Annotated in this window: 20 protein-coding genes; 13 read left to right on the top strand and 7 right to left on the bottom strand. The window is 34.5% G+C overall.

Annotated elements, in window-relative coordinates; all coding sequences use genetic code 11:
- Positions 1–29: 29 nt before the first annotated feature.
- Positions 30–2,099: a TonB-dependent receptor plug domain-containing protein gene (locus A0O34_RS03795; protein ID WP_082891241.1), complete on the bottom strand. Its 2,070-nt coding sequence runs from the start codon at positions 2,097–2,099 to the stop codon at positions 30–32.
- A gap of 122 nt (positions 2,100–2,221) precedes the next feature.
- On the opposite strand from A0O34_RS03795, the gene A0O34_RS03800 reads away from it, so the two are divergent.
- The 9 genes from A0O34_RS03800 to A0O34_RS03840 all read left to right on the top strand — a co-directional run bounded on the left by A0O34_RS03800 (position 2,222) and on the right by A0O34_RS03840 (position 11,043).
- Positions 2,222–3,376 carry a homogentisate 1,2-dioxygenase gene (locus A0O34_RS03800; protein WP_066751366.1) on the top strand — a complete coding sequence of 385 codons (1,155 nt, stop codon included), beginning with the start codon at positions 2,222–2,224 and terminating at the stop codon, positions 3,374–3,376.
- 205 nt (positions 3,377–3,581) lie between these two features.
- On the top strand, positions 3,582–4,856 hold the full coding sequence (locus A0O34_RS03805; RefSeq protein WP_066751368.1) for an acetyl-CoA hydrolase/transferase family protein: 1,275 nt from the start codon (positions 3,582–3,584) through the stop codon (positions 4,854–4,856).
- Between the two features lie 133 nt (positions 4,857–4,989).
- Positions 4,990–5,772, top strand: a complete 783-nt coding sequence (locus A0O34_RS03810; RefSeq protein ID WP_066751371.1) for a hypothetical protein — start codon at positions 4,990–4,992, stop codon at positions 5,770–5,772.
- Between the two features lie 240 nt (positions 5,773–6,012).
- On the top strand, positions 6,013–7,143 hold the full coding sequence (hppD, locus tag A0O34_RS03815; protein ID WP_066751374.1) for a 4-hydroxyphenylpyruvate dioxygenase: 1,131 nt from the start codon (positions 6,013–6,015) through the stop codon (positions 7,141–7,143).
- Positions 7,144–7,212: 69 nt separating this feature from the next.
- A complete protein-coding gene (locus A0O34_RS03820; RefSeq protein ID WP_066751376.1) occupies positions 7,213–7,668 on the top strand; it encodes a hypothetical protein in 456 nt (151 codons plus the stop codon).
- Between the two features lie 103 nt (positions 7,669–7,771).
- Complete coding sequence (fahA, locus tag A0O34_RS03825) at positions 7,772–9,019, top strand: fumarylacetoacetase (protein ID WP_066751379.1); 1,248 nt, start codon at positions 7,772–7,774, stop codon at positions 9,017–9,019.
- Between the two features lie 39 nt (positions 9,020–9,058).
- On the top strand, positions 9,059–9,466 hold the full coding sequence (locus tag A0O34_RS03830) for a GxxExxY protein (protein WP_066751381.1): 408 nt from the start codon (positions 9,059–9,061) through the stop codon (positions 9,464–9,466).
- A 149-nt stretch (positions 9,467–9,615) separates the two neighbouring features.
- Positions 9,616–10,437: a flavin reductase family protein gene (locus A0O34_RS03835; protein WP_066751383.1), complete on the top strand. Its 822-nt coding sequence runs from the start codon at positions 9,616–9,618 to the stop codon at positions 10,435–10,437.
- A 9-nt stretch (positions 10,438–10,446) separates the two neighbouring features.
- Entirely contained in the window at positions 10,447–11,043 is a 597-nt protein-coding gene (locus A0O34_RS03840; protein WP_066751385.1) for a hypothetical protein, read from the top strand.
- Between the two features lie 58 nt (positions 11,044–11,101).
- Here A0O34_RS03840 and A0O34_RS03845 read toward each other — a convergent pair whose 3' ends face one another.
- Positions 11,102–11,950, bottom strand: a complete 849-nt coding sequence (locus A0O34_RS03845; RefSeq protein ID WP_066751387.1) for an alpha/beta hydrolase family protein — start codon at positions 11,948–11,950, stop codon at positions 11,102–11,104.
- A 280-nt stretch (positions 11,951–12,230) separates the two neighbouring features.
- On the opposite strand from A0O34_RS03845, the gene A0O34_RS03850 reads away from it, so the two are divergent.
- From A0O34_RS03850 to A0O34_RS03860, 3 genes are read left to right on the top strand one after another with little or no spacing between them, the layout of a single operon-like run.
- Positions 12,231–13,004: a HipA family kinase gene (locus A0O34_RS03850; protein WP_066751389.1), complete on the top strand. Its 774-nt coding sequence runs from the start codon at positions 12,231–12,233 to the stop codon at positions 13,002–13,004.
- A complete protein-coding gene (locus tag A0O34_RS03855) occupies positions 12,991–13,374 on the top strand; it encodes a DUF3037 domain-containing protein (RefSeq protein ID WP_066751391.1) in 384 nt (127 codons plus the stop codon). The genes A0O34_RS03850 and A0O34_RS03855 overlap by 14 nt, the downstream gene beginning before the upstream one ends.
- A 21-nt stretch (positions 13,375–13,395) precedes the next feature.
- Entirely contained in the window at positions 13,396–14,424 is a 1,029-nt protein-coding gene (locus A0O34_RS03860; RefSeq protein ID WP_066751393.1) for an alpha/beta hydrolase, read from the top strand.
- Here A0O34_RS03860 and A0O34_RS22055 read toward each other — a convergent pair whose 3' ends face one another.
- Together A0O34_RS22055 and A0O34_RS03870 are read right to left on the bottom strand one after the other, a co-directional pair.
- Positions 14,425–15,264: a phospholipase D-like domain-containing protein gene (locus tag A0O34_RS22055; protein WP_082891091.1), complete on the bottom strand. Its 840-nt coding sequence runs from the start codon at positions 15,262–15,264 to the stop codon at positions 14,425–14,427.
- Between the two features lie 265 nt (positions 15,265–15,529).
- Complete coding sequence (locus tag A0O34_RS03870; protein WP_066751396.1) at positions 15,530–18,286, bottom strand: TonB-dependent receptor plug domain-containing protein; 2,757 nt, start codon at positions 18,284–18,286, stop codon at positions 15,530–15,532.
- A 297-nt stretch (positions 18,287–18,583) separates the two neighbouring features.
- Between A0O34_RS03870 and nagB the strand changes: the two genes are divergently transcribed.
- Positions 18,584–20,509: a glucosamine-6-phosphate deaminase gene (gene nagB, locus A0O34_RS03875; RefSeq protein WP_066751399.1), complete on the top strand. Its 1,926-nt coding sequence runs from the start codon at positions 18,584–18,586 to the stop codon at positions 20,507–20,509.
- Between the two features lie 136 nt (positions 20,510–20,645).
- Here the strand turns inward: nagB and A0O34_RS03880 are convergent, their stop codons facing one another.
- The 3 genes from A0O34_RS03880 to A0O34_RS03890 all read right to left on the bottom strand — a co-directional run bounded on the left by A0O34_RS03880 (position 20,646) and on the right by A0O34_RS03890 (position 24,366).
- On the bottom strand, positions 20,646–22,976 hold the full coding sequence (locus A0O34_RS03880) for an ATP-dependent helicase (RefSeq protein WP_066751402.1): 2,331 nt from the start codon (positions 22,974–22,976) through the stop codon (positions 20,646–20,648).
- 151 nt (positions 22,977–23,127) lie between these two features.
- Positions 23,128–23,712, bottom strand: a complete 585-nt coding sequence (locus A0O34_RS03885; protein ID WP_066751405.1) for a hypothetical protein — start codon at positions 23,710–23,712, stop codon at positions 23,128–23,130.
- A 48-nt stretch (positions 23,713–23,760) separates the two neighbouring features.
- Positions 23,761–24,366 carry a DUF6705 family protein gene (locus tag A0O34_RS03890; RefSeq protein WP_066751408.1) on the bottom strand — a complete coding sequence of 202 codons (606 nt, stop codon included), beginning with the start codon at positions 24,364–24,366 and terminating at the stop codon, positions 23,761–23,763.
- Positions 24,367–24,371: the final 5 nt, after the last annotated feature.

The following is a 24,371-nucleotide window of genomic DNA, read 5'->3' on the forward strand; positions in this document are numbered from 1 at the left end:
AAAAATCTTTTTATAATGTTAGCCAATCTTTATTTCAAAGTATATTTTACACCCAGAAACCCTCTAATTCTCTGCATCGGAGCATATCCGTAAGTGGTATCAAAAGTATAATGATTAGGATTGTTGATCGGATCATCAACATGCTTATCAAAAGGGTCAAACGGTCTCATCAACGGATCTTTCGGAGTAAAATTGAAGAGGTTTTTCACTCCGCAATACACTTCAAACCCAGATTTAAAACTTTTGGAAACCTGAATATTCGCCAACGTATAAAACGGAGAATATTCCGGTCGGTAATCATTCGGTAAAACAGGCAATCGCATCGGGCCATAAAACTGTCCAGTGAAATCAATCACTAAATTGTTTGAAAATTTATAGGTCAAACTATACGTTCCGCTCCATTTTGGAGCATGAAGCTGTTGAACTTTTTCTTCTTCTCCATCAAATTTTTGATAAACATCAAGGTAGGTCACTCCCAAATTAACACTCAAAGGAAAACTGAAACTGAAATCAACATTCACAGAAGCACCTCTTGAAATGCCGTATCCGTGAAGATTATCGTAAATGATTTTCTGAGGATCTGTATCAAAATCACCGACAATTTTATTGCTGAAATAGGTGTAAAATGCAGAAGCATCCAAATTAATTAACTTGCCTCCAACAGGAATTTTCCAGACATAATTTAAATTTCCATTGATTGATCTTTCTGGTTTTAAATTAGCTTTAATTACCACTTCACGGGATCCAGTCAAAGCTGCATGGTCTTCTGTAAATAAATTTACCACTCGGAAACCTGTCCCAAAATTAAATCGCAACGTATGATAAGGATTCGGAGAAAATTTCCACGCAAACCTCGGTGAATGCACAGAATGATGGATTCTATCGTAATCATATCGATAACCCAACAACAACGTATTTTTATCATTAATCTCCCACTGATCCTGAATAAAAGCTCCCAAAATCGGCGATTTCATCGGCTCATTCGTCACTCCGTCTCCGGATAAAGTTCCGGGTGTATTGTCATCATAAAAAGTTCTTTTGTAAGTAACCCCAGCAATCAAATCATGACTTCCCAATTTCTTATCCCAATACGTCTGAACAAAGGCTACTTTTTGTGTGGCATCAAACGGATTACTTCCATAAAAAGAATTTTGGTCATGAAAATTATATGAAAACTGAGTAATAATATTTTCTTTCATCGGCCATTGATACATCCCGAAAGCCTCTACTCTATTCGTATAAATACTTTCACCATACACTTCATTGCTTCCTCGGTAAGATTTATTCCACTGCATTTCTCCACCAAAACGGTCTTCATACAAATATCTCAGTGCAAAACTCGCCATCCTGTTTTCCTTTCTTTGGAAATTCCATTTATTGAAAACTGAAATTCTATTTTGTAAAGCCGAATCTGTGAAATTATCTTTATTTTGATCTATTTTTTCATTAAAACTGAAATAATTTAAACTTAATAATGAAGCGACATTTTTTCCAAAATTAAATTTTGTTGAAAGATCCAGATTATTTTCTCCCCAACTTGTTGTCATAAGATCGACACTCAATTTTGGAGCGGTCAAAGCATTTTTTGTGATAATATTAATGACTCCGCCCATCGCTTCAGATCCATAAAGAGAAGATGCAGGGCCTTTTACAACCTCAACTCTTTCAATCAAACTATTCGGAATTCCGCTTAAACCATACACGGTAGAAAGCGAACTTACAATTGGCATTCCATCAATCAAGATCATCGTATAAGGCCCTTCCAAACCATTGATGTGAATATCTCCCGTATTACAAACCGAACAATTTAATTGAGGTTTTACGCCGTTTACCATTGCAATAGCCTCGAAAATATTTGGAGTCGGATTTTTCTGAAAAAACTTCTGACTGTAAATTTCCACTGCCACCGGACTTTTAGATCTGCTGATCGGTTTTATGGTTCCGGTAATCACAACATCATCGATCAGTTTTGTCCTTTCTTCCCGTTGTGAAATTTTTACAGAATCAACCTTTTTTGATTGATTTATATTCAAACTATCCGTTTCCTGTGAAAAACAATAGCCTGAAAAAAAGATGGCAGAAAATAATATTCGCTTCATGAAATTAAAATTGTTAGACAAAACTAACATTTATTTTTAGAACAGCAAAACTCTATGAAAAATATTCTTAAAAACAATTCATGAAAAATTATTAAATTTGAGAAACTACATATAAAAGTAAAATGCGATATAACCAGTCGGGAAAAATCCCACCAAAAAGACATACTATTTTTAAGTCTCCGGAAGATAAATTTTACTACGAACAGCTTTTCGGAACGGAAGGTTTTCATGGAATCTCCTCATTGCTATACCATATTCACCGTCCGACTCAGATAAAATCTATTGGGGAACCAAAAGATGTAACTCCGAAAATCGCCGTTGATAAAAACGTAACGCCAAGAATGTTTAAGGGAATGAATGTAACTCCTGAAGACGACTTTTTGGACAGCCGCAAGATACTTTTGGTGAACAATGACCTTAAAATGGGATTGGCAAAACCAAGAAAATCGATGGATTATTTCTACAAAAATGCAGAATGTGACGAACTTTTATATGCTCATAACGGAAGCGGAGTTTTGAAAACTTTTGTAGGAAATCTGGATTTTTCTGTTGGTGATTATCTGATTATTCCGAGAGGAACAATTTATCAGGTTGAATTAAACTCTGACGACACCGTTTTCTTCGTAGTGGAAAGTCACTCTCCTATTTACACTCCAAAAAGATACAGAAACGAGTTCGGGCAGCTTTTGGAGCATTCTCCATTCTGCGAAAGAGACATCATCGCACCGACTTTTGTTGAACCTAAAGACGAAAAAGGAGAATTTTTAATTAAAGTAAAAAAAGAAAATCAAATCACCGATTTCATCTACGCAACGCACCCATTTGATGTTGTAGGCTGGGATGGTTACTTTTATCCTTATAAATTTAATATTAAAAACTTCGAACCGATTACAGGAAGAATTCACCAACCGCCACCAGTTCACCAGACTTTTGAGGCACATAATTTTGTGGTTTGTTCGTTCTGTGCAAGAATGTATGATTATCATCCGATGGCAATTCCTGCACCTTACAATCACTCAAATATTGATTCTGATGAGGTTTTATTCTACACAGAAGGAGATTTCATGAGTCGTAATCATATCGATTTAATGGATTTCACGCTTCATCCGGGAGGAATCGTTCACGGTCCTCACCCAGGTGCTATGGAAAGAAGTATCGGAAAAAAATTCACAGAAGAATATGCGGTGATGGTCGACCCTTTCCGTCCTTTGAAAATTACTGAAGAAGCAATGAAAGTGGAAGATCCTTCATATAAAACTTCTTGGTTGGAAGAATAATTTGATACGAAAAATATTCAATATACTAAACCTAACAGGTTTTTGAAACCTGTTAGGTTTGAAAATATAAAATAAGGACTAAATACACATTTAGTCCTTATTTTTTTCTAGAATATGACAAATGTTTGAAAAAAATACAACCATTTTTAAAGCAAATAAATACAATATTAATTATCTTTAAGAGATAAAAATTAAAAACTCTAATATGTATAATTATATTAGCGCAGAAGAAGCAATTTATACCGTCAAAAGCGGAAACCGAGTGTTTTTTCATGGAAGTGCATGTACTCCAAATTATTTAATTGATGAATTGGCAAGACAATCCCACAGACTGCAAAATGTAGAGATGGTTTCTATCACTCAACAAGGAGCTGTAGAAATTGCCAAACCAGAATATAAAGACAGTTTTTTCGTCAACTCGTTATTTGTTTCCACACCGGTAAGAAATGCGGTTAATTCTGAAAATGGAGATTATGTTCCTATTTTTTTAAGTGAAATTCCTATTCTTTTCAGAAAAAATATTTTGCCACTGGATGTTGCTTTAATTACTGTTTCTCCACCGGACAAACATGGATTTTGCACATTGGGAACTTCGGTAGATGTTGCAAGAGCGGCTGTAGATACTGCGAAATTAGTTGTTGCAATTGTAAATCCATTAATGCCAAGAACGCACGGTGATGGAATGATCCATATCAGCAGAATTCACAAGTTGGTTTGGCATGAAGAAGAACTTCAAACCGTAGATTATGGTTCAAAGGTTGGCCCTGACGAAATGCTTGTAGGGAAAAATGTTGCTGAATTGATTGACGACAGATCAACCTTACAAATGGGTATCGGAACTATTCCTGACGCGGTTTTAAAATGTCTGAGCAATCATAAAGATCTTGGAGTACATACCGAGATGCTAAGTGACGGTGTTATCGATCTGATTCAAAATGACGTTATTAACAATAAATATAAAGGTTACCACGATAATAAAACAATCACAAGTTTCTGTTTCGGAACAAGAAAACTGTACGATTATGTAGATGATAATACTGTGTTCGATTTCAAAGATGTGAGTGATGTTAATTTCCCGATTAACATTATGAGAAACAACAAAATGGTTGCGATTAATTCTGCTATTGAAATTGATCTTACCGGACAGGTCTGCGCAGATTCTATCGGAACCATGCAATACAGCGGAATCGGTGGTCAAATGGACTTTATGAGAGGTGCTGCCTTGAGCGAAGATGGAAAGCCCATTATCGCCATCACTTCAAGAACTAAAAAAGGCGTTTCAAGAATTGTCCCTTTCCTAAAACAAGGCGCGGGCGTTGTTACAACGAGAGGTCACATTCATTGGGTGGTCACGGAATACGGAACAGCCTATCTTTACGGGAAAAATTTACGCCAGAGAGCGCAGGAACTGATCAGCATTGCACATCCCGATGACAGAGAGATGTTGGAAAGAGCAGCTTTTGAAAGGTTCAAGTGTTAATATTGAAATTATTCTTTGATTTAAATTATTTGACATAAAAAAACCGTATTTTTAACTTAACATAAACAAAATCATAAAAAAGCCTTAAAGTTTTGGCAGTATTTTTGATAAAATCACTTTTAAAATCTAGAACTTGAAGACTATATATAATTCGATAAGGGAGGAAGTCATAAAACATTCTAAAGTAAAAAACTCAGTTTTAGGGAATGTTGACGAATGGAAAAGAAGCCATTATATAATTCTTTCTGAGATCATCAAAGATGAGCTGTCGGAATCTGAAGAGATGAAGGGCGGAAAAAAATTCGAAATAGGAAACACTATTTCGCATGTTACCTTACAACGTTTTTTTGAAAATGATTATCAGGATAAAACCCATAATGATTTAAGGTTTTTAAAAACTTTAGATAAAATATGTATTTTTTTAGGTTATAAAGACCTCAACGCTTACATACAGTTTATAAAAGAGAAAAAACAGGAAAATGATTCAGATGATCAGGCATTTTTAAAACAAATGGTTTATGATTATTGTGCTACTGTTTTTGAGTTTTATAAAAAATTCCCTAATCATGAAACAGAATTATTCAAACCATTGGTTTTTGATGATTCTCCGTTTTTGGAAAGAGCATCACAATTCAGCAGAGAATTATGTGAACGAGATTTTCAGTTGGTGACAAAAAACAACCGTTCCAACTTCGAAGTTTTCGATATTCATATTGTTACTGATGAACCGGATAAAAAAATATTAGAATCTCAGGAATTCTGGAATCTTTTATTTAAAGTTGGAGAATCTGGCGAAGAACATTTTGTAAATCAACTTAATACACAAATCTATTTCATAAAAAAGATAGACAACATCTGGAAAATATGGGACAATTACAATCCCGACGCAGGAAGATTAAACAAGAAAATCGAATAAAATAAAAAATGAAAGCCGTAGAGATCTACGGCTTTCACATTTTCGAAATATTTTTTTTCCACTTGCTTTGTGTACACAAATGTAAATAACCTAATCGTGATATAAGAAACTTAAATATACTTAAATGAACTCTTCTTTATGATTATGTTAACTATCTTCAAGGATTCACCATTATTATTTTTAAGGTTTCAGGGAATTTTGTATTTTGCATACCTATAAAATAAAAGTAAAAGAGAAAATATGTCAACACTTACATTTGCCGAAAAAATTGCTCAAGCAGAGAATTTTTTGCCTATTAATGGTACAGATTACATTGAGTTTTATGTTGGAAATGCTAAACAGGCTGCTCATTATTACAAAACCGCTTTCGGTTTTCAGTCTGTGGCATACGCTGGTCCTGAAACAGGAGTAAGAGACCGTGCATCTTATGTTCTTCAACAAGGAAAAATTAGACTGATCTTAACGACTGGTCTTAAGTCTGACTCACCAATCAACGAACACGTAAAAAAACACGGAGATGGAGTAAAAGTATTGGCACTTTGGGTAGATGACGCTTACCAAGCTTTCGAAGAAACTACAAAAAGAGGTGGAAAACCATATTTAGAGCCTGTAACTTTAACAGACGAGCATGGTGAAGTAAGAATGTCCGGAGTTTACACTTACGGAGAGACTGTTCACATGTTTGTAGAAAGAAAAAATTACACAGGTCCTTTCATGCCTGGTTACCAAAAGTGGGAAAGTGCTTATCAACCGGAAGACGCAGGTTTATTATATGTAGACCACTGCGTTGGAAATGTAGGTTGGGACAGAATGATTCCTACCGTAGAATGGTACGAAAAAGTAATGGGATTTGTAAATATCCTTTCTTTTGATGACAAACAGATCAACACAGAATATTCTGCATTGATGTCTAAAGTAATGTCCAACGGAAACGGATTCGCAAAATTCCCGATCAACGAGCCTGCAGAAGGTAAAAAGAAATCTCAGGTAGAAGAATATCTTGATTTCTACGAAGGAGAAGGTGTGCAGCACATCGCTGTAGCTACAAAAGACATCATCCACACAGTAACTGAACTTAAAAAACGTGGTGTAGAATTCCTTTCTGCTCCACCAGAAGCATATTACGACATGGTTCCTGAAAGAGTTGGCCATATCGATGAAGATCTAAAGAAATTACAGGATTTAGGTATACTTATTGATCATGATGAAGAAGGATATCTTTTACAGATCTTTACGAAGCCTGTTGAAGACCGTCCTACTCTTTTCTTCGAAATCATTGAAAGACACGGTGCACAGAGTTTTGGTGCCGGTAACTTCAAAGCATTGTTCGAAGCATTAGAGAGAGAGCAAGAGAAAAGAGGTAATCTTTAATTAAAAAATACAATTACAAGTTTTGTCAGGATTCAGAGTCTTGGCAAAACTTTTTTATAAACACATTATATGAAAAAATTATTTATCGGGGTTTTATTTTTGGGAGCATTGGGTTTAAAAGCTCAATACGGATCAATGAATGAAATTCTTACCATCCTTGAAGAAAAAAAAGGCATCAATCAACATCTGGAAAATGAAAGTGTAGACAACAAAAAATTTGTTTTCATTAAAGACGCGGAAGACCACACAGAAAGGGATTTTATTATTATTAAAGGAAATAACGCTACCTACGTAGAAGTTTTTGATGATAAAGCTACCGGAGAAACAAGCTCAAATGTTTTCACAGGTGATATTATCAGAAAAAAGAACATTCTTTCTCTACGGGCGAATATGCTTGAAAATAAAAGAGTTCCCATTCCGGTTACCAAAACTTTACTGCTTACAAAACAAAAAGATATTCTGTATCTTATTGACATCAACACCAAAGACAGATGGATCGATGAAGCATCGTATTCAAAAAAATAATATAAATCTTGGAAGAACACTCGTCATTGCGCATAGCATAAGTTTATGCTGAGCCTGTCGAAGTAAGCAATCTTTTTAATAATCTAAACTAAATTCAAATCTTATGAAATCATTTGTAGAGTATTCCTCCAATTCGGACTTTTCAATACACAATATTCCTTTCGGAGTAGCAGTTTTTAACAAAGAATATATCGGATGTTGTACAAGAATCGGAGATCAGATCGTTGATCTTGCGACGTTGTATGACCTTAGTTATTTTGAAGACATTGACGGATTAGAAGACAATGTTTTTGAAGCCTATACCTTAAACGAATTTATTGAACTGGGAAAACCTGTTACCAATGCTGTTCGTTTAAAAATTCAGGAATTATTACTTGAAGGTTCTATCTTGTCTAAAGACCAGAAAACCATTGAAGACGCTTTCTATGATTTGGATAAAGTAAAAATGATGATGCCGGTTCACATTCCGAACTACACTGATTTTTACAGCAGCATCGAACATGCAACCAACGTTGGAAAAATGTTCCGTGACCCTGCAAATGCATTGTTGCCTAATTGGAAACATTTACCTGTAGGATATCACGGCAGAGCTTCATCAATTGTGGTTTCAGGAACGGATATTAACCGCCCAAAAGGTCAGACGAAACCTGCAGATGCAGAAAAACCAGTTTTCGGACCTTCAAAACAATTGGATTTTGAATTAGAAATGGCTTTCATCATCAATAAAAATACAGACATGGGTGAAAGTATCTCTACAAAAGAAGCGGAAGACGCTATTTTTGGAATGATTATTTTCAACGACTGGTCTGCAAGAGATATTCAAGCTTGGGAATATGTTCCACTAGGACCATTTTTAGCTAAAAACTTTGGTTCATCAGCTTCTCCTTGGGTTGTAACATTGGAAGCTTTGGAGCCTTTCAGAACGGCTTCTCCTACACAGGATCCTGAAGTTTTAGATTATTTAAAATTTGAAGGAGATAAAAATTACGATATTAATTTAGAGGTTTATTTACAGCCGGAAAACGGTGAAGAAAATCTGATCTCTGAAAGCAATTATAAATTTATGTATTGGAACATGACGCAACAACTGGCTCACCACACTGTAAATGGTTGTAACCTGGAAGTTGGTGATCTGTATGCAAGTGGAACGATTTCAGGAAGCGATCCAAAATCTTTCGGTTCTATGCTTGAGTTGACATGGAGAGGGCAAAATCCAATCCAATTAAGCAACGGACAAGAAAGAAAGTTCATCGATGATAACGACACTGTAACGATGAAAGCCTGGTCTGAAAAAGATGGTGTAAGAGTTGGTTTCGGTGAAGTAAGTGGAAAAATTATTCCTACTAAATAATAAAAATAATATTTAACCACAAAAGTCACAAAAGATTTTATGATTACACAATCTTATCTGACAGATTTAACATATAAGATAAATGGCGCCTGCATAGAAGTTCACAAAATTCTTGGCGCAGGCTTATTAGAAAGTGTTTATCATAAATGTTTGGAAGAAGAATTTAGATTGAGAAATATCAATTTTAAATCTGAATTTAAAATTCCTGTAGTTTATAAAGGAAAAGAAATTAATTGTGATTTCTTTTGTGATTTTATGGTTGAAGATTTAATTGTTGTTGAATTGAAAGCAGTTTCTATATTAAATGAAATTCATCGAGCACAACTTCTGAATTATATTAATTTGATGAAAAAGCCTAAAGGAATTTTAGTAAATTTTAATGTGAAAAATTTATACAATGACGGGCAAGAAACTTTTGTAAATAAATATTACGATATGCTTTTTTGATCTTAAAAGAATTAAGGCTCTTCATCTTAGACTAATTATCTTTTGTGTCTTTTGTGGTTCAAAATCTCATCAATACATAAGCTTTCAAACTTAAAATATTTTCTTAAAAAAATAAACTTTTGCCCTTTTCTTGGTCAAAACAAAAAAATATGAAAACAGCAATCCCATCCGAATTATCTTCCGTACAACTACAAACCATTATGCAAACAGCCGTTTCACCACGACCGATTGCATTGGCTTCAACGGTGGATAAAGACGGAAATCATAATTTATCTCCATTCAGTTTTTTTAATATGTTCAGTACGGTTCCTCCGATATTGATATTTTCACCATCGAGAAGAGTCCGTGACAATACTACAAAACACACATTAGAAAACGTTCTGGAAGTTCCGGAAGTTGTCATCGGAACCGTAAATTTCCCAATTGTACAGCAAATTTCTTTAGCTTCTACAGAATATGGTGACGGAGTAAATGAGTTCATCAAATCGGGCTTAACCATGAAAGACGCGGATCTGGTTCAACCTAAATTAATTGAAGAATGTCCTGTCAACTTTGAATGTAAAGTTTTAGAAATAAAATCTTTGGGAGATCAGGGTGGCGCAGGAAATCTAGTGATTTGTGAGGTTCAAAAAATCCACATCAGAGAAGAATATTTGAATGAAGAAGGAAATTTAGACCAGAAAAAACTTGATATGGTCGCTCGTCTCGGCGGAAACTGGTATTCAAGAAATAATGAAAATAATCTTTTTGAAGTTCCGAAACCGTTGGTAACAAAAGGAATTGGTTTTGATCTTCTTCCTGATGCTATCAAACTTAGTAATATTTTCACAGGAAATGATTTAGGAATGCTTGCCAACGTTGAGGTTTTACCTTCTGAAAATTGTCATGCAGACGAAAACATTCATCAAGAGGCTCAAAAATTATTACTGGAAAGCAAAATTGATGAAGCGTGGAAAATATTAGTCATTTAAGCATATTATATGAAAAACTCTATACTTTTATTTTTTGCTATTTTCACCTTACAATCATGCTACTACCCTGTAAAAAAGGATTACGGAATTTATAGTAGATCGCTTGTCTTTTCAAAAGATCAAAAATGGTTGATCAATAGAATTTATACAGATGTAGATTCTCATCATAGAGAAATGATGGAACAAGATGTTTTAAAATTTTTCAATACAATGAGCAATTCTAAAGCCTATACGCTCAATATGGCTAAATCCGAAAATATCATATTAAACAGAATTCCTTTTGAGCCTGAAATTGAAGATCTAGAAACACTAAAAAGCAGTACAGATTTCAATTTTCTGGTTAATATTTCAACCATAAAAGTTCGAAAAGATCTGGATACCGAACTTGGTCAACAGACAGAATATAAAAAGAATGAAACTTTCGCGATCATGGAAGTTTACGACATCCGAACCATGAAGAAAATATATTCTTTTAAAGCCTCTTCTGAGTTTTCTGTTGAGAAAGGAGAAAAAGCAACTATTTTCACTCCCACCAGTGAGATGATGACGATGAAGAATTTCAGACAATTACTGAAATCTATAAAAAAGAATGCCGTGAAAAGCTAAATTTAAGAGCTTAATGGTTCAATACAATAAAAGGAGTGAAAATTTTTCACTCCTTTCTTTATTCATTTACAATCTTATCGTTGATAAATTGAATGCATTTTTCAACAACTGTATTCAATTCTTTAGGCAAATTATTGTCTTCCCAAGGCTCTTTTGATCCAAACGTGTGATTGGCATTTTCAATTAAAAATAATTCAGAATTTGGGTTTAAAATATGAAGATGTTCCGCACTTTTCACACTTACGCTTTCATCATTTGCTCCATGAATAACTAAGATATGAGCTTTCGCCATTTCTGTAGCTCTTTCTACATCAAAACGATGTTCATCTTTTTCAAAATCTTTATAGAATTGATAGTAATGAGGCATCTCTTGCTTTGTTCGTCCGTTCAACACATAATAAACTCCTTTCGTTTTCCAGTTTTCCAAAGCTTCATCTTTCGGAAAACGTTCCAAAGTATCAACACTTGCTAACGTAATTAATCCATTAATTCTTTCATCTTCAAAAGTTTTAATAATAGAAATCCCTCCTCCTCTGCTATGCCCGATCAATATTATTTTCTGATCATCAATATTCGGATGCTTAACAAAATGATTAATCACAACACCTAAATCTGAAAGTTCTTTAGAATAATTATTATTTCCAAAAGCTTCAAGGTCTGCAAAATTATGAGGATCTTCAACCGTCGTTCCGTTGTGCGAAAAATTAAACTTAACAAAGAAAAGTCCGGCTTCGGCAAACTTTTCTGCCATTAAATCCCATGCTCCCCAATCTTTGTAACCTTTGTAGCCGTGAACGAAAATGACTAACGGTAATTTTTTATCTGTTTCCGGATAAAATGCGTCTGCAAGAAATTCTCTGGTTTCAGAATTTTGGATGATTATATTTTGTTGTTTTGTGATTTTCATGTTTTGATTTTGTCCTATTTATTTGTTGGTTAATCGCAAAGGCGCTAAGTTTTTATTTAAATTATGTTTTTAAGGCGCAAGAAAATCGGAGATTTTCATTTTAGTCATTTTATTTTAATGTTTAATTATTTAGACCCAATCAATTTTATCGCAGATAAAATCTTTGCGTCTTAAAACGTTCTGTTAAAAATTATTTGCGCCTTTGCGATTAACCAACCAATTTTCACTTAAAAATATTAAAAATACACCTAAACACAAAGTAAAATCTTATTTTTGCGATATGTTGGATTTAAGAACGGTAACCGTAATGCGTTATATTCTGCCACTTCGCGAGGGAGGTTCGCTTCCGGCTTTGGCAGAGGCTGATGATGATTTTAAATATGTTTTGAAATTCCGTGGCGCTGGTCATGGCGTTAAAATGTTGATTTCTGAATTATTAGGAGGAAAAATAACAGAAGTTTTAGGATTAAAAATTCCTGAACTGGTTTTTATCAATCTTGATGTAGATTTTGGAAGAGCCGAAGCAGATGAAGAAATCCAGGATTTATTGAAAAATTCTGAGGGACTCAATTTAGGACTGCACTATCTTTCCGGCTCGATTACATATGATTCGAGTATAAAAGTTGATCCGCTTTTGGCTTCAAAAATTGTCTGGCTGGATGCCTTTATTACCAATATCGACCGTACTTTTAAGAACACCAATCTTTTGATGTGGCATAAGGAATTGTGGGTGATCGACAACGGTGCGTCATTTTATTTCCACCATTCTTGGCAGAATTTTGACGTGGCAGCGAAAACTCCCTTCAAATATGTGAAAGACCACGTTTTGCTTCCACAAGCGAAACTGCTGGATGAAGCTGATACGTTCGCAAAAGAAGTTTTGAATGATACCGTTTTCAGAGAAATCGTTAATTTGATTCCTGAAGACTGGCTGCATTGGAATGACGCCGATGAAACGCCTGAAGAAATTCGCGAGATCTATTTCAACTTCCTGAAAACACGATTAGAAAATTCTGAAATCTTTTTAAACGAAGCCAAAAATGCAAGAGGATAAAATTTACGAATACGCTGTAATACGCTTGGTACCGAAGGTTGAGAGAGAAGAGTTTTTCAATGTCGGACTCGTTATGTTCTCAAAAAGAGAGAAATTTATCAAGGTGGATTATTATTTATGTCCCGATAAATTCAAATTAATGCACAGCAAACTGGATTATGACGACATCATTCAAAATCTGGAAAGCTTCCAAAAAACAGCAAATGGAGATAAAGACGGCGGGCCTATTGCACAATTTGAAATCCCAGAACGTTTCCGTTGGTTAACGGCTGTGAGAAGTTCTGTTGTTCAAACTTCAAGACCTCATCCGGGAAAATCTAAAGATCTGGAAAAGACTTTTGGTAAACTTTTTGAAGAGTTAGTAAAATAGCACTCTCTCAAAAAATATTATATGAAATCATTCATAAACAATACATCAATCTACAGGTTTTCAATAAACCTGTTTTTTATTTTATTTTTAAGTTCATTTATGTTAGGCTTTTCTCAGCTTCCATTTGAACCCAAAACTGGGAAAAGTACACTGTTACCGGAAAAGGCAAAAGTTTCTGAAAATATTATCTACAAAACCAATCAAAATGGTGATCAAATGGCTTTGGATATCTACACGCCAAAAGATACCTCATCAGAGAAACTTCCTGTTGTAATCTACGTCTTCGGAGGAGGATGGGTAAAAGGTGATAAAACCATACGATCTGAGACTTATATTGAAGATATGTTTCTAAAATTGGTTGAAAAAAAATATGCAGTAATTGCGATAAATTATACCTTATTAAACGAAAATATTCATTTTCCATTACCTCTTCAAGATACTAAAGACGCGGTAAGATGGGTGAGAAAAAATGCTGAAAAATATAATTTTGACACTAATAATATTGGATTATTCGGAGCTTCGTCGGGTGCTCATCTTTCTATGCTTGCCGCTTATACTCAAGATAATGAATTCGTTGGAAGCCCTGAACTCGCGCCTTATTCTGCAAAAGTAAATTATGTAGTTGATAATTTCGGGCCGGCAGATCTTAATACACTTCTTCATACCCGAATCGGAAAAATACCTGTTTTTTTCGTTGGATTAATATTTTCAGATAAAATCGTGACTTTAAGAGAAAATCTTGTCAATGGAATTTCCGGATATGACATTAAAAAAGAAAAAAGAAAAGTTGTAAAATATTTCAAAACCGTATCTCCGATAACGTATGCAGATACTGCTGTTCCGACTTTAATTGTACAAGGTGATAAAGATAAAGTAGTTCCTTTAAAACAATCTAAAAAGCTCAGCAGAAAGCTAAAAAAAGCCAACGTACAAAATTCTTTAATTATCGTAAAAGACGGAATGCACGGATTTGGAACGACTGACAAGAATTATTTACATCAAATTGATGATGAAATGGTAAATTTTATTGTTTCACAAAAGAAAAACTAATTAATTTCCAGGTTCATCATAAAGCTGACTTCCCCAAAACTGAATATCTCTTTCCGCCAAGTTTGAATTAAAAAATAAATCTTTTACTTCTTCTATAATTTTTTGAACAGCGTTAATATCGGTGGTTCTTATTCTTGTTTCGTGGTTTTCTTTTACACCGCTTCCTGTAAAATTAAGAGAACCTAAATAGGCAATTTCATCATCAATAACGTAAATTTTGCTATGAATAAACGTTTTATTGAAAGAATTTCCATTATTATTTGGAGAAACAAAAACCTTGAAAGGAAATAACTGTTTATAGGTGTAATGATAAACTTTGGTATTTCTAATTTTCTTAACCACAGAATCTCTCGCAAAAAATATCAGAACAACAATGATGAAACCAAGTCCATATTTCAAGTCTTTCAAAAGATACATTAAAGGAAACAAAACGACCGCCAATCCTATCATTGCAAAGAGTAGAGTTCCCGACAAACTCTCCAGATTATCTCTCGTTTCTTTTGCTTTCTGATCAACATGCTTGTTTTGAATAATGAGTTTGTGAATATTTTTTTCATATCCATAAAAATCTTCAATCTCATCACTCGTAATAAGTTTAATATTGATCCCTCTGGAATGAAGAAAAATCAGTTCTTTAATTAAAAAAGGAGAAAGATAGGGAGAAACAATTTTCACGTTTTTCTTAGCATTTCTAATATCCTGCATGAGCTTGGCACCAGCGCCCTTTCCCATGTAGATATCGCATACTGCATTATTATAAAAAGTTCCCATTCTTATTAAAAATTGAAGTTTTTCATTATTTGTTTTTGTTGTTTTTATCGGACAGCAAAAATAGTTCAACTTTAAATATTTTAACCTTTAAAAGTCAATTTTTTCTAAAATTAAAGTGAATATCTGTTTTTAAAGATTTCTTTTAACGCAAGGTTCGCTAGGTTTTTCTTTAAAATAATTGAGAATATTTTCGTTCGCAAAGGCGTTCTACTCAGCTAAGTTCACTGATTTTTCTTCAATTATGCTAAATTAAGGATAATGAAAAATTAAAAAAAAACGGATTCCCATAAAGAATCCGTTCCTAATAAATAATAATAGAAAGCTAAAAAAACATTTAAAAATTGAAATTAAGTCTTGAAAACAGATATCTACCATTCTGTCCAAACTGCGATGTAGAGCGCGAATAGATGAACTGATCGTTATTGGTAGATGCCGTAAGATTTTTTGTAGGATAAATATCAAACAAATTATTTACCCCTAAAGTAAGTCCAACATTTTTTGTAAACTGATAAGCCACAGAAAGATCCGTGATGATTTTTGGAGTGATTTGCTGATGTTCATTCGTCTCAACAATTCCGTTTCCGTTGGCATCAATGATATCCGGACTTGTTACTTTTCCGAAATAAGTATTTCTTAAATAAACAATTGTTTTCCCCCAAGAAAGCTGGTTTGATAAACTTGCTTTTACCCTTGGTACAGCTTCTTCCAAATAAATTCTTGAGGCTTCAGAAAAATAGACATTTTCTAAATTCGTTTCCTGTAAAGAACCTGAGGAATGAATATTTCCAACTTTTTTCGTCTGATTAAGATTGATCGCAAAATTGTTATCCAATTTCACTCCGGAAAACCTCAAATTATGACTGATAACCACATCTAAACCTTTTGTTTCCGTGTCAATTGCATTGGCAAATAGCTGAACTGCATTTACTCCGGCCGCATCAAAGGCTTCCTGTGCTGCTGCAGAAACCGCAGCTCTTGCAAACTGCCCTGTAAGAATAATTCGATTATCAATTCTTGTAAAATATCCATCTGCTGTAAATGTTAAATTAGCAGCCGGAATTTTATAGGTAAAACCTACACTTGCCGACTTTGAAGTTTCCTGTTTTAAGCTTGGAATACCCAATAAATTGGCAACTTTTGAATCATTGCTAAAAGTTCCAACCTCTTTTAAAACCCCGTCTGTAAACAAAGTAGACGTTACATTATAATAAATCTGATGAATTGATGGAGCTCTAAACCCCGTAGATCCTGCAAATCTCAAGTTAAAGTTTTTATCTAATTTAACTCTGGAAGCCAGCTTATAATTAAAAGTAGAGCCAAAATCAGAATAATTTTCATATCTCGCTGCTGCGTCTACCAATAACCAATCTGTGAAATTAAATTCCAGATCTGCATATCCTGCAACCGACTGGCGGTTTTTATCCACCGCATTTTCAGGTCTGAAACCTCCGAAAACCTGTGATCCTCCTGGCAGTACGTTTCCGAAGAAATCTGTTGGTCTTGCAGAACTGCCATTCCAAACATTTCCATTTACATCATATGTTGCATATGACGCTTCTTCTCCGGCCGTAATTTTGAAATTTTCATAACGGTGTTCTGCTCCGAAAGCAACATTAATTCCACTCCAGACATCATATTTTTTAGAAAAATCTAAATTGATTGTATTTTGTGAGAATCTTAATCCACCTGCACTAAACTCGCTTGGCGAGGCAAATCTCAACGATGTATTTCCTGTATTTTGAATAGTATAATCAAATGAATTTTGCCCGAAAGTATTGCTTAAATCAATATTCCAACCACTCCAATTTCCTTTAATTCCTGCAGAAAGCGACAAATCCTGAATATCCGTCCCAATCTGTGGCAAATATCCGTTGGCTGCCAATCCTGTAAACGTTCTGCTCTGATTAGGCTTTCTGTAAAAACCTCCGGAAGTACCTTGTCTGTAGCTGTAACCACCAAAAGTATAGACTTTCCAGTTATCATTTATTGGAATTTCAATGTTGGCAAATAACTGATGATTGCTAAGCTTAGACTGACCAACCTGCATATTGAAATCTTTTCTATCTTGACCTCTGTACGCTAATTCTTTATCAGTTACATCAAAATTTAATAAGGATTGAAGACCTTGCTGGATAACATTTCCATTACTGTCTTTTATATCTTGAATTGTGTTAGCATTCTGTATCGCCGACTGTTGTGTGGAACTAAAATAATTTACACCCTGAGCATATTGATGAATAGAATTAATAATTTGCTGAGAGTTTGGTATACTTCCGATATTCGTAAAAAGGGAAGATAAATTCACTCCATTATTCAAAGCGCGTTGTTCTATGGCGTTGTAAGCATTGTAAATCGTACCACTTTCTGTTCCTGCTCTGTAAGTTGGATTTCTGAACTGTGAAGTCCATGTTATGTTGTAAAAACCACCTTTTTTTCCTATTTTATTTCCGTAATTAAGATCAACCTGAATATTCTGTCCGTCAAAATCTCCGGTATGATCATTGCCTGTTGGCGTCAAATTACCTCCATAATTTACCTGTCCAGTTAGTTTTCCAGTATCTTTTTTCAATTCTAAATTGATAACTCCTGCAATCGCATCCGAACCATATTGAGCGGCAGCTCCGTCACGCAAAACCTCAATTCTGGTTAATGCAAAAGATGGAATTGAGTTTAAATCCGTTCCCACACTTCCTCTTCCAGGCGATCCGTTGACATTCACTAAGGCTGAAGTATGCCTTCTTTTTCCATTCACCAGAACCAAAACCTGATCTGGGCCAAGTCCTCTTAACTGGGCAGGATCGAGGTGATCCGCCCCATCTGCATTCGTCTGAATTGTGGACGTAAAAGATGGAGCAACCGAATTTAAAATCTGCGAAATATTGGTTTGCGGAAGAATAACCGAAGATTCTTTTACATTAAATACATCCACAGGAACCGGACTGTCAACTTTAGACCTTGCACCACTTCTTGATCCCAGAATTACCACTTCCTCTACATCTCCCGTCTTTAAAGTATCTTTTTGTTGAGCGTATGTATAAGTTCCCAAGAAAAAAAGTACGGAAACTGAAAAAATTGTCTTTTTATTTTTCATAGACTTTCTAAAATAATTAATAATTTATGTTTTTTTTGAGGAGCAAATGTAAATCATATTTATTAGTCTACAAAATTAATAGACTTTTAAATTGTAAAAATCTTTATCCTCTAAATTCATTAAATAAATTTTCCATCTAAAAATCACTGCCAATTTAATTTTTAAAGAGTAAAATGGTATTTCACCAACCGATCTTATGACAATCAATCATTTCATTTAAACATGATGTAAAAATGCTAACACACTGATTAATAATTAATAATAACTTATTATATTTACTCTTAAATAACACATAATATGATAAAATTAAATTTACTCGAAGAGACTCGTTTTGAAAAATTACCTGTCACTGTTTTTGAAAATCCCAAATCTGCTTCCATCAATGTCGCTCATCGCATCGCCAATATTATTAGAAAAAAACAGGCAGAAAATACGTTCGCTGTACTAGGCTTGGCAACCGGAGTTACTCCAATTGCAGTTTATAACGAGTTGGTGAGATTGCACAAAGAGGAAGGTTTAAGCTTTAAAAATGTAATCACTTTTAATCTCGACGAATATTATCCAATGCTTCCCAATGCTTCTCAAAGCTATGTTACCTTTATGAATGAAAACCTTTTCGATCATATTGATATAGAAAAAGAGAACATTCATATTCCGGATGGAACTTTACCTTTAGAAGATATTCCTGACTTTTGTTTAAATTATGAAAAGAAAATTGCAGAACTTGGTGGATTAGACATTCAAATTTTGGGAATAGGACGTACAGGACACATTGGTTTTAATGAACCCGGATCTGCACCAAATTCAGGAACACGTTTGGTTACGCTTGACGATCTTACCCGACGAGATGCTGCAAAAGATTTTGGCGGAAAAAGTTTTGTTCCCACGAAAGCAATCACGATGGGTATCGGAACCATTTTTAAAGCTAAAGAAATCATTCTGATGGCTTGGAGCCGTAAAAAAGCTTCCATTATTAAAAAAGCCGTAGAAGGAAAAATTTCAGGAAAAGTTCCCGCGACCTATCTCCAATTATCTAATAATGTAGAATTTATTCTGGATCAGCCTGCTGCTTCTGAGCTTACCCGTTTTGACACTCCCTGGCAGGTAAAAGATTGTGTTTGGACTGATGAATTGATTCACAAAGCCGTCATCTGGCTCGCCAATCATCTGCAGAAACCTGTTTTAAAACTAACAGAAGACGACTACAATAACAATGGAATGGCTCAGTTAGCCACCGAAAAAGGCCCCGTTTACAATATTAATATTCATATATTTAATAAATTACAACACACCATTACAGGCTGGCCTGGTGGAAAACCTAATGCCGATGACTCTCAACGTCCCGAAAGAGCCGAACCGTCTCAAAAACGTGTGATTATTTTTTCACCACACCCTGATGACGATGTTATTTCGATGGGCGGAACCTTTATTCGATTGGTAGATCAAAAACATGATGTTCATGTAGCTTATCAAACTTCGGGAAATACTGCTGTTTGGGATGATGATGCACTTCGTTTTATAGAGTTTAATGTTGATTTTACCGAAAAAATGGGAATGGATAGCGCAAAACTCAAAGAAATGTATCAAAATATGCGCTTATTCATTGATCAGAAAAAACCGAATCAGGTAGATACTTCTGAGATTCAAACCATCAAAGGATTGATCCGAAAAGGAGAAGCTATTGCTGCAGCCCGTTATTGCGGTTTGGAGGACGATCACATTCATTTTCAGTCACTTCCTTTTTACGAAAGTGGAAAAACGAAAAAAAATCCGGTTACAGATTTGGACATTGAATTAACAATGAAACTTCTTCAAAAAATACAACCTCATCAGGTTTTCGCAGCCGGAGATTTTGAAGACCCTCACGGAACGCATATTGTTTGTTTTAATATTATTTTAGAAGCTTTAAAACGTTTACGCAAAACTGAAAGCTGGGTGCAAGATTGCTGGTTATGGATGTATCGCGGTGCGTGGCATGAGTTTGAAACCCACGAAATTGAAATGGCAGTTCCCATCAGTCCGCAGGAATTGGAAAGAAAGAAACACGCTATTTTTAAACATCAAAGTCAGAAAGACAGAGCTGTTTTTCCGGGCGATGATGCAAGGGAATTCTGGCAACGTGCCGAAGACCGTAATCGCGAAACTGCGCAAGCTTATGATGATTTGGGACTTTCTGAATATGAGGCGATGGAAGCTTTTGTGAGATGGAAGTTTGAGGACTAATTCTTTACTTGAATTTTCACTAAAACTTATATTAAATTTCCCACAGATTACACAGATTTGCACAGATGATTGCGTATAATTCTTTTTCAATAAGCCTTGTCAAGGTTTAAAACCTTGACAAGGCTTTATAAATAAATTAAATCTTAGTCAACTTAGCATATTTCAAGATCAGATTTTTTTCGCCTTCATGCATGAAAATAACTTTTGCCTTAATATTTTGCGGGTCTGTACCGTCCAAGAAAGTTACCTGTCCGATTCCGAAACGGTCGTGTCTTACACTGTCTCCTACTACGATATCCTGAGAAGAAGCTCCGCTTGGATTAATAATTTTAGCCGTGCTTACAGGTTTCAATTTTCTTGGTTCAGCAATTGGCTTTGAGCCTTCTGCTTTTTCAATACTTTTCTTTTCAACTCTTTTGAAACTTTTCATTTCAGAAGGATGTTCATCGAAAATATTTGATTTTACACCCGTATTATTAATGAAACGTTTTTCGATCGCAGGATTCACAAATTCAATAAACTCTTCATCAATTTCACTTAAAAATCTTGAAGGTTCTGCATCGGTAATTTTACCCCATTGAAAACGGGAAACTGCATATGAGAAAAACACTTGTTTTTCAGCTCTCGTTAAGGCAACGTAAAATAAACGTCTTTCCTCTTCCAAATCTTCTCTGGTTGCAGAACTCATAAAGCTCGGGAAAAGGTTTTCTTCCAAACCAACCAAGTGGACAACCGGAAATTCCAGTCCTTTTGAAAGGTGAATGGTCATTAAAGAAACCATTTCATCCTCATTATCTTTATTTTGTGTATCCGCCGAAAGAGCAATATTTTCAAGGAAATTCGGTAAACTTGGGTCTCCATCTTCCAGCTGCATCTGTTCTTCGATAAAGCCCTGCATGGAGTTCATTAATTCCTGAACGTTTTCTACACGGGAAATTCCTTCCGGAGTCTGATCGTCTTTTAAAAATTTAATCAAACCGCTTCGTTTGGCAACTTCCATTGCAACATTGTAGGCTGTTTCCGTTTTTAACAACACTTGAAATGCCTTGATCATCGACCAAAAATCACTCAATTTTGTTAAGACTCCGTTATTAAAACCTAATTGCGGTGCATAAATCGGAAGATTATCTAAAACATTAGACACCGGAATATTTTGAGAATCTGCAAATACTATCAACTTATTCTGAGTCGTTTCTCCGATTCCTCTTGTCGGATAATTAATGATTCTCATCAACGCTTCCGAGTCATTTTCATTCACCAATAATCGAAGATAACCGATCAAATCTTTAACTTCTTTTCTTTGGTAGAAAGACAATCCTCCATACACTTTGTACGGAATATTTTTACGTCTCAGCGCATCTTCAAAGGCACGTGTTTGAGAGTTTGTTCTGTATAAAATAGCGAAATCACTGTATTTCCTTTGATCTCTATTTCTTAATTCCCAGATATTTCCGGCAACGAAATTGGCTTCATCCGCATCGGAAAGCGAACGGTAGACTTTAATTTTATCTCCCAGTTCATTTTCACTGAAAACGTTTTTCTTAAACTGCTGTAAGTTTTTAGCAATCACAACATTGGCCGCATTTACGATCGTTTGTGTTGAACGGTAATTTTGTTCCAAAGAAACAGTTACTGCGTCCGTATAATCTTTTTTAAAGTTTAAGATATTGTAAATATTAGCGCCACGGAAAGAGTAAATAGACTGAGCGTCATCTCCAACCACACAGATATTTTCAAATTTTGAAGCTAATGCTTTAACAATAAGATACTGAGAATGGTTTGTATCCTGGTACTCATCCACCAAAATATATCTGAATCTGTCTTGATATTTTGCTAAAGCTTCCGGAAAACGAGTTAATAATTCATTGGTTTTCAATAATAAATCATCAAAATCCATTGCTCCATTTTTGAAACATTGTTCAACATATTTCTGATAGATCTGTCCGATGAATTTCATGTTGGCTTTTTCATCAGCTTCGACCAATTCAGGATTGTTGAAATAGGCCTTTACCGTGATCAGGTTATTTTTATAAGTAGAAATTCTTGACTGAACTTTTTTCGGTTTATACAAATCTGCATCTACATTCATGTCTTTGATCACTTTTCGGATAACATTTAAAGCATCCTGCTGATCATAGATCGTAAAATTGGAAGGATAGCCTAAATAATGACCTTCAATTCTCAAAATTCTTGCAAAAACAGAGTGAAAAGTTCCCATCCAAAGGCTTCTTGCATTGCTTTGTCCAACCACTTTTGCAATACGTTCTTTCATTTCTTTTGCCGCCTTATTGGTAAAGGTAAGCGCCAGAATATTGAAAGGGTCTACTCCATTCGTAATCAAATGAGCGATACGCATCGTCAGTACACGCGTTTTTCCGGAACCCGCTCCCGCAAGCACCATCAGAGGTCCTTGTAACGTGGTAACGGCTTCATATTGTGATTCATTGAGTCCTTTCAGATAATCCATACTGCAAAAAAATTTTGGGAACACAAAATTAGTGTATTATATGGAGAATTCAAATTTTGATTTTGTCGCATCATTGAAAATAACAAACTCTTCAGAATGTTTCTGAAGAGTTTGTTCTCTAATCTAGTTGTTTAAAAATTTATATTCTAATTCATTTTTGTTGAAGTTTTTTAGATTGCTCTTTAGATTTATTATACTTATCTACTTCCCCCCAATATACATCGTAAAATTTTGTTCTGCGACGAAGATTTTTTATCCCATCAGCAAAGTATTCTGTTATTTTATTTCTGTCTGGTGAGTGCTCTGTAAGACAATCTTTCTCATCATCATAAACCAATACACAAGAGTAAATACCCTCAAATTTTTCTTCTCCACCAGCATAAATGGTGTACAGCGTATTTTTATTTGGAAACAAACGTCTTTTTTCCCAAACTAAAATGGGATGTTCTTCATTATTAGGACGAATTTCTTTATCCCAAACCCCAAAATTGTCAAACATCATTTGTTGAGTATAACTAGCAAAATATGTATTATTAAACCTAAGCTCATGGAGTGTATCCTTTTTTGCAGCAACCGGAATCTTAATAATATTAAAATCTTTATAACCACGTTTATAGATAATTGGAGTATTTGGGTTAAATGTTCTTTCTGGAGCCCCAACAGGCTTAGTTTTCTTCTGAGCATTACAGAAAAAAAGAAAATTAAACAATAAGATAAGTGAAAATATAATTTTCATTGTTTATGTTTTTTTTAATAAATCGCCAATATTCACGATTCTTATTATTTACTGCTTTATCATTGTAAACTCTCCTCTTGGTAAGGAAAAATCAGGAGGGTTCATGTTTTCAAAATCAGGTAGAACATCTGTTAACTTCACCTGTAAAACTTCTTGTCCGTTTACCATTGTTTTCCTTATGATATAATCTCCTGATCTGTTTGTGTCTACATCTCTTATTTTTAAACGTAATCTTTTCTCGTTGGGATTGCATTGTGGACATTTCCACACTCTGTTGTTATTTTTAATTGGAGCATTTCCAGCTAATGCATGTTTTGCAAATTGGTTATTATACACAACATTAAGATTAGAAAGTGTATTTGCTTTTTCTACTCCATTCACTATATATTGATATTCTCCGATAATTAAATCTTCAAAGTGCAGTCCTTCAGTTTGCTTTATCATCTTTTGCAAAATGATTTTGAATTTTTTATTTCCATTAGTATAAATATATGTTCCTTGAAATGGATCTAAAACATTATTTAAATCTTTTTTATAATAATTATAGTAGGTATTAGTCATTCCAGAATAAGTAGTATCTGTTATATCAACAATAGTTTGTGATTTTACAATACTTGAGATAAATAGAATTAATATTATATGTATATATTTCATTTGAT

This window comes from Chryseobacterium glaciei, assembly GCF_001648155.1.
GTDB classification, from domain to species: domain Bacteria; phylum Bacteroidota; class Bacteroidia; order Flavobacteriales; family Weeksellaceae; genus Chryseobacterium; species Chryseobacterium glaciei.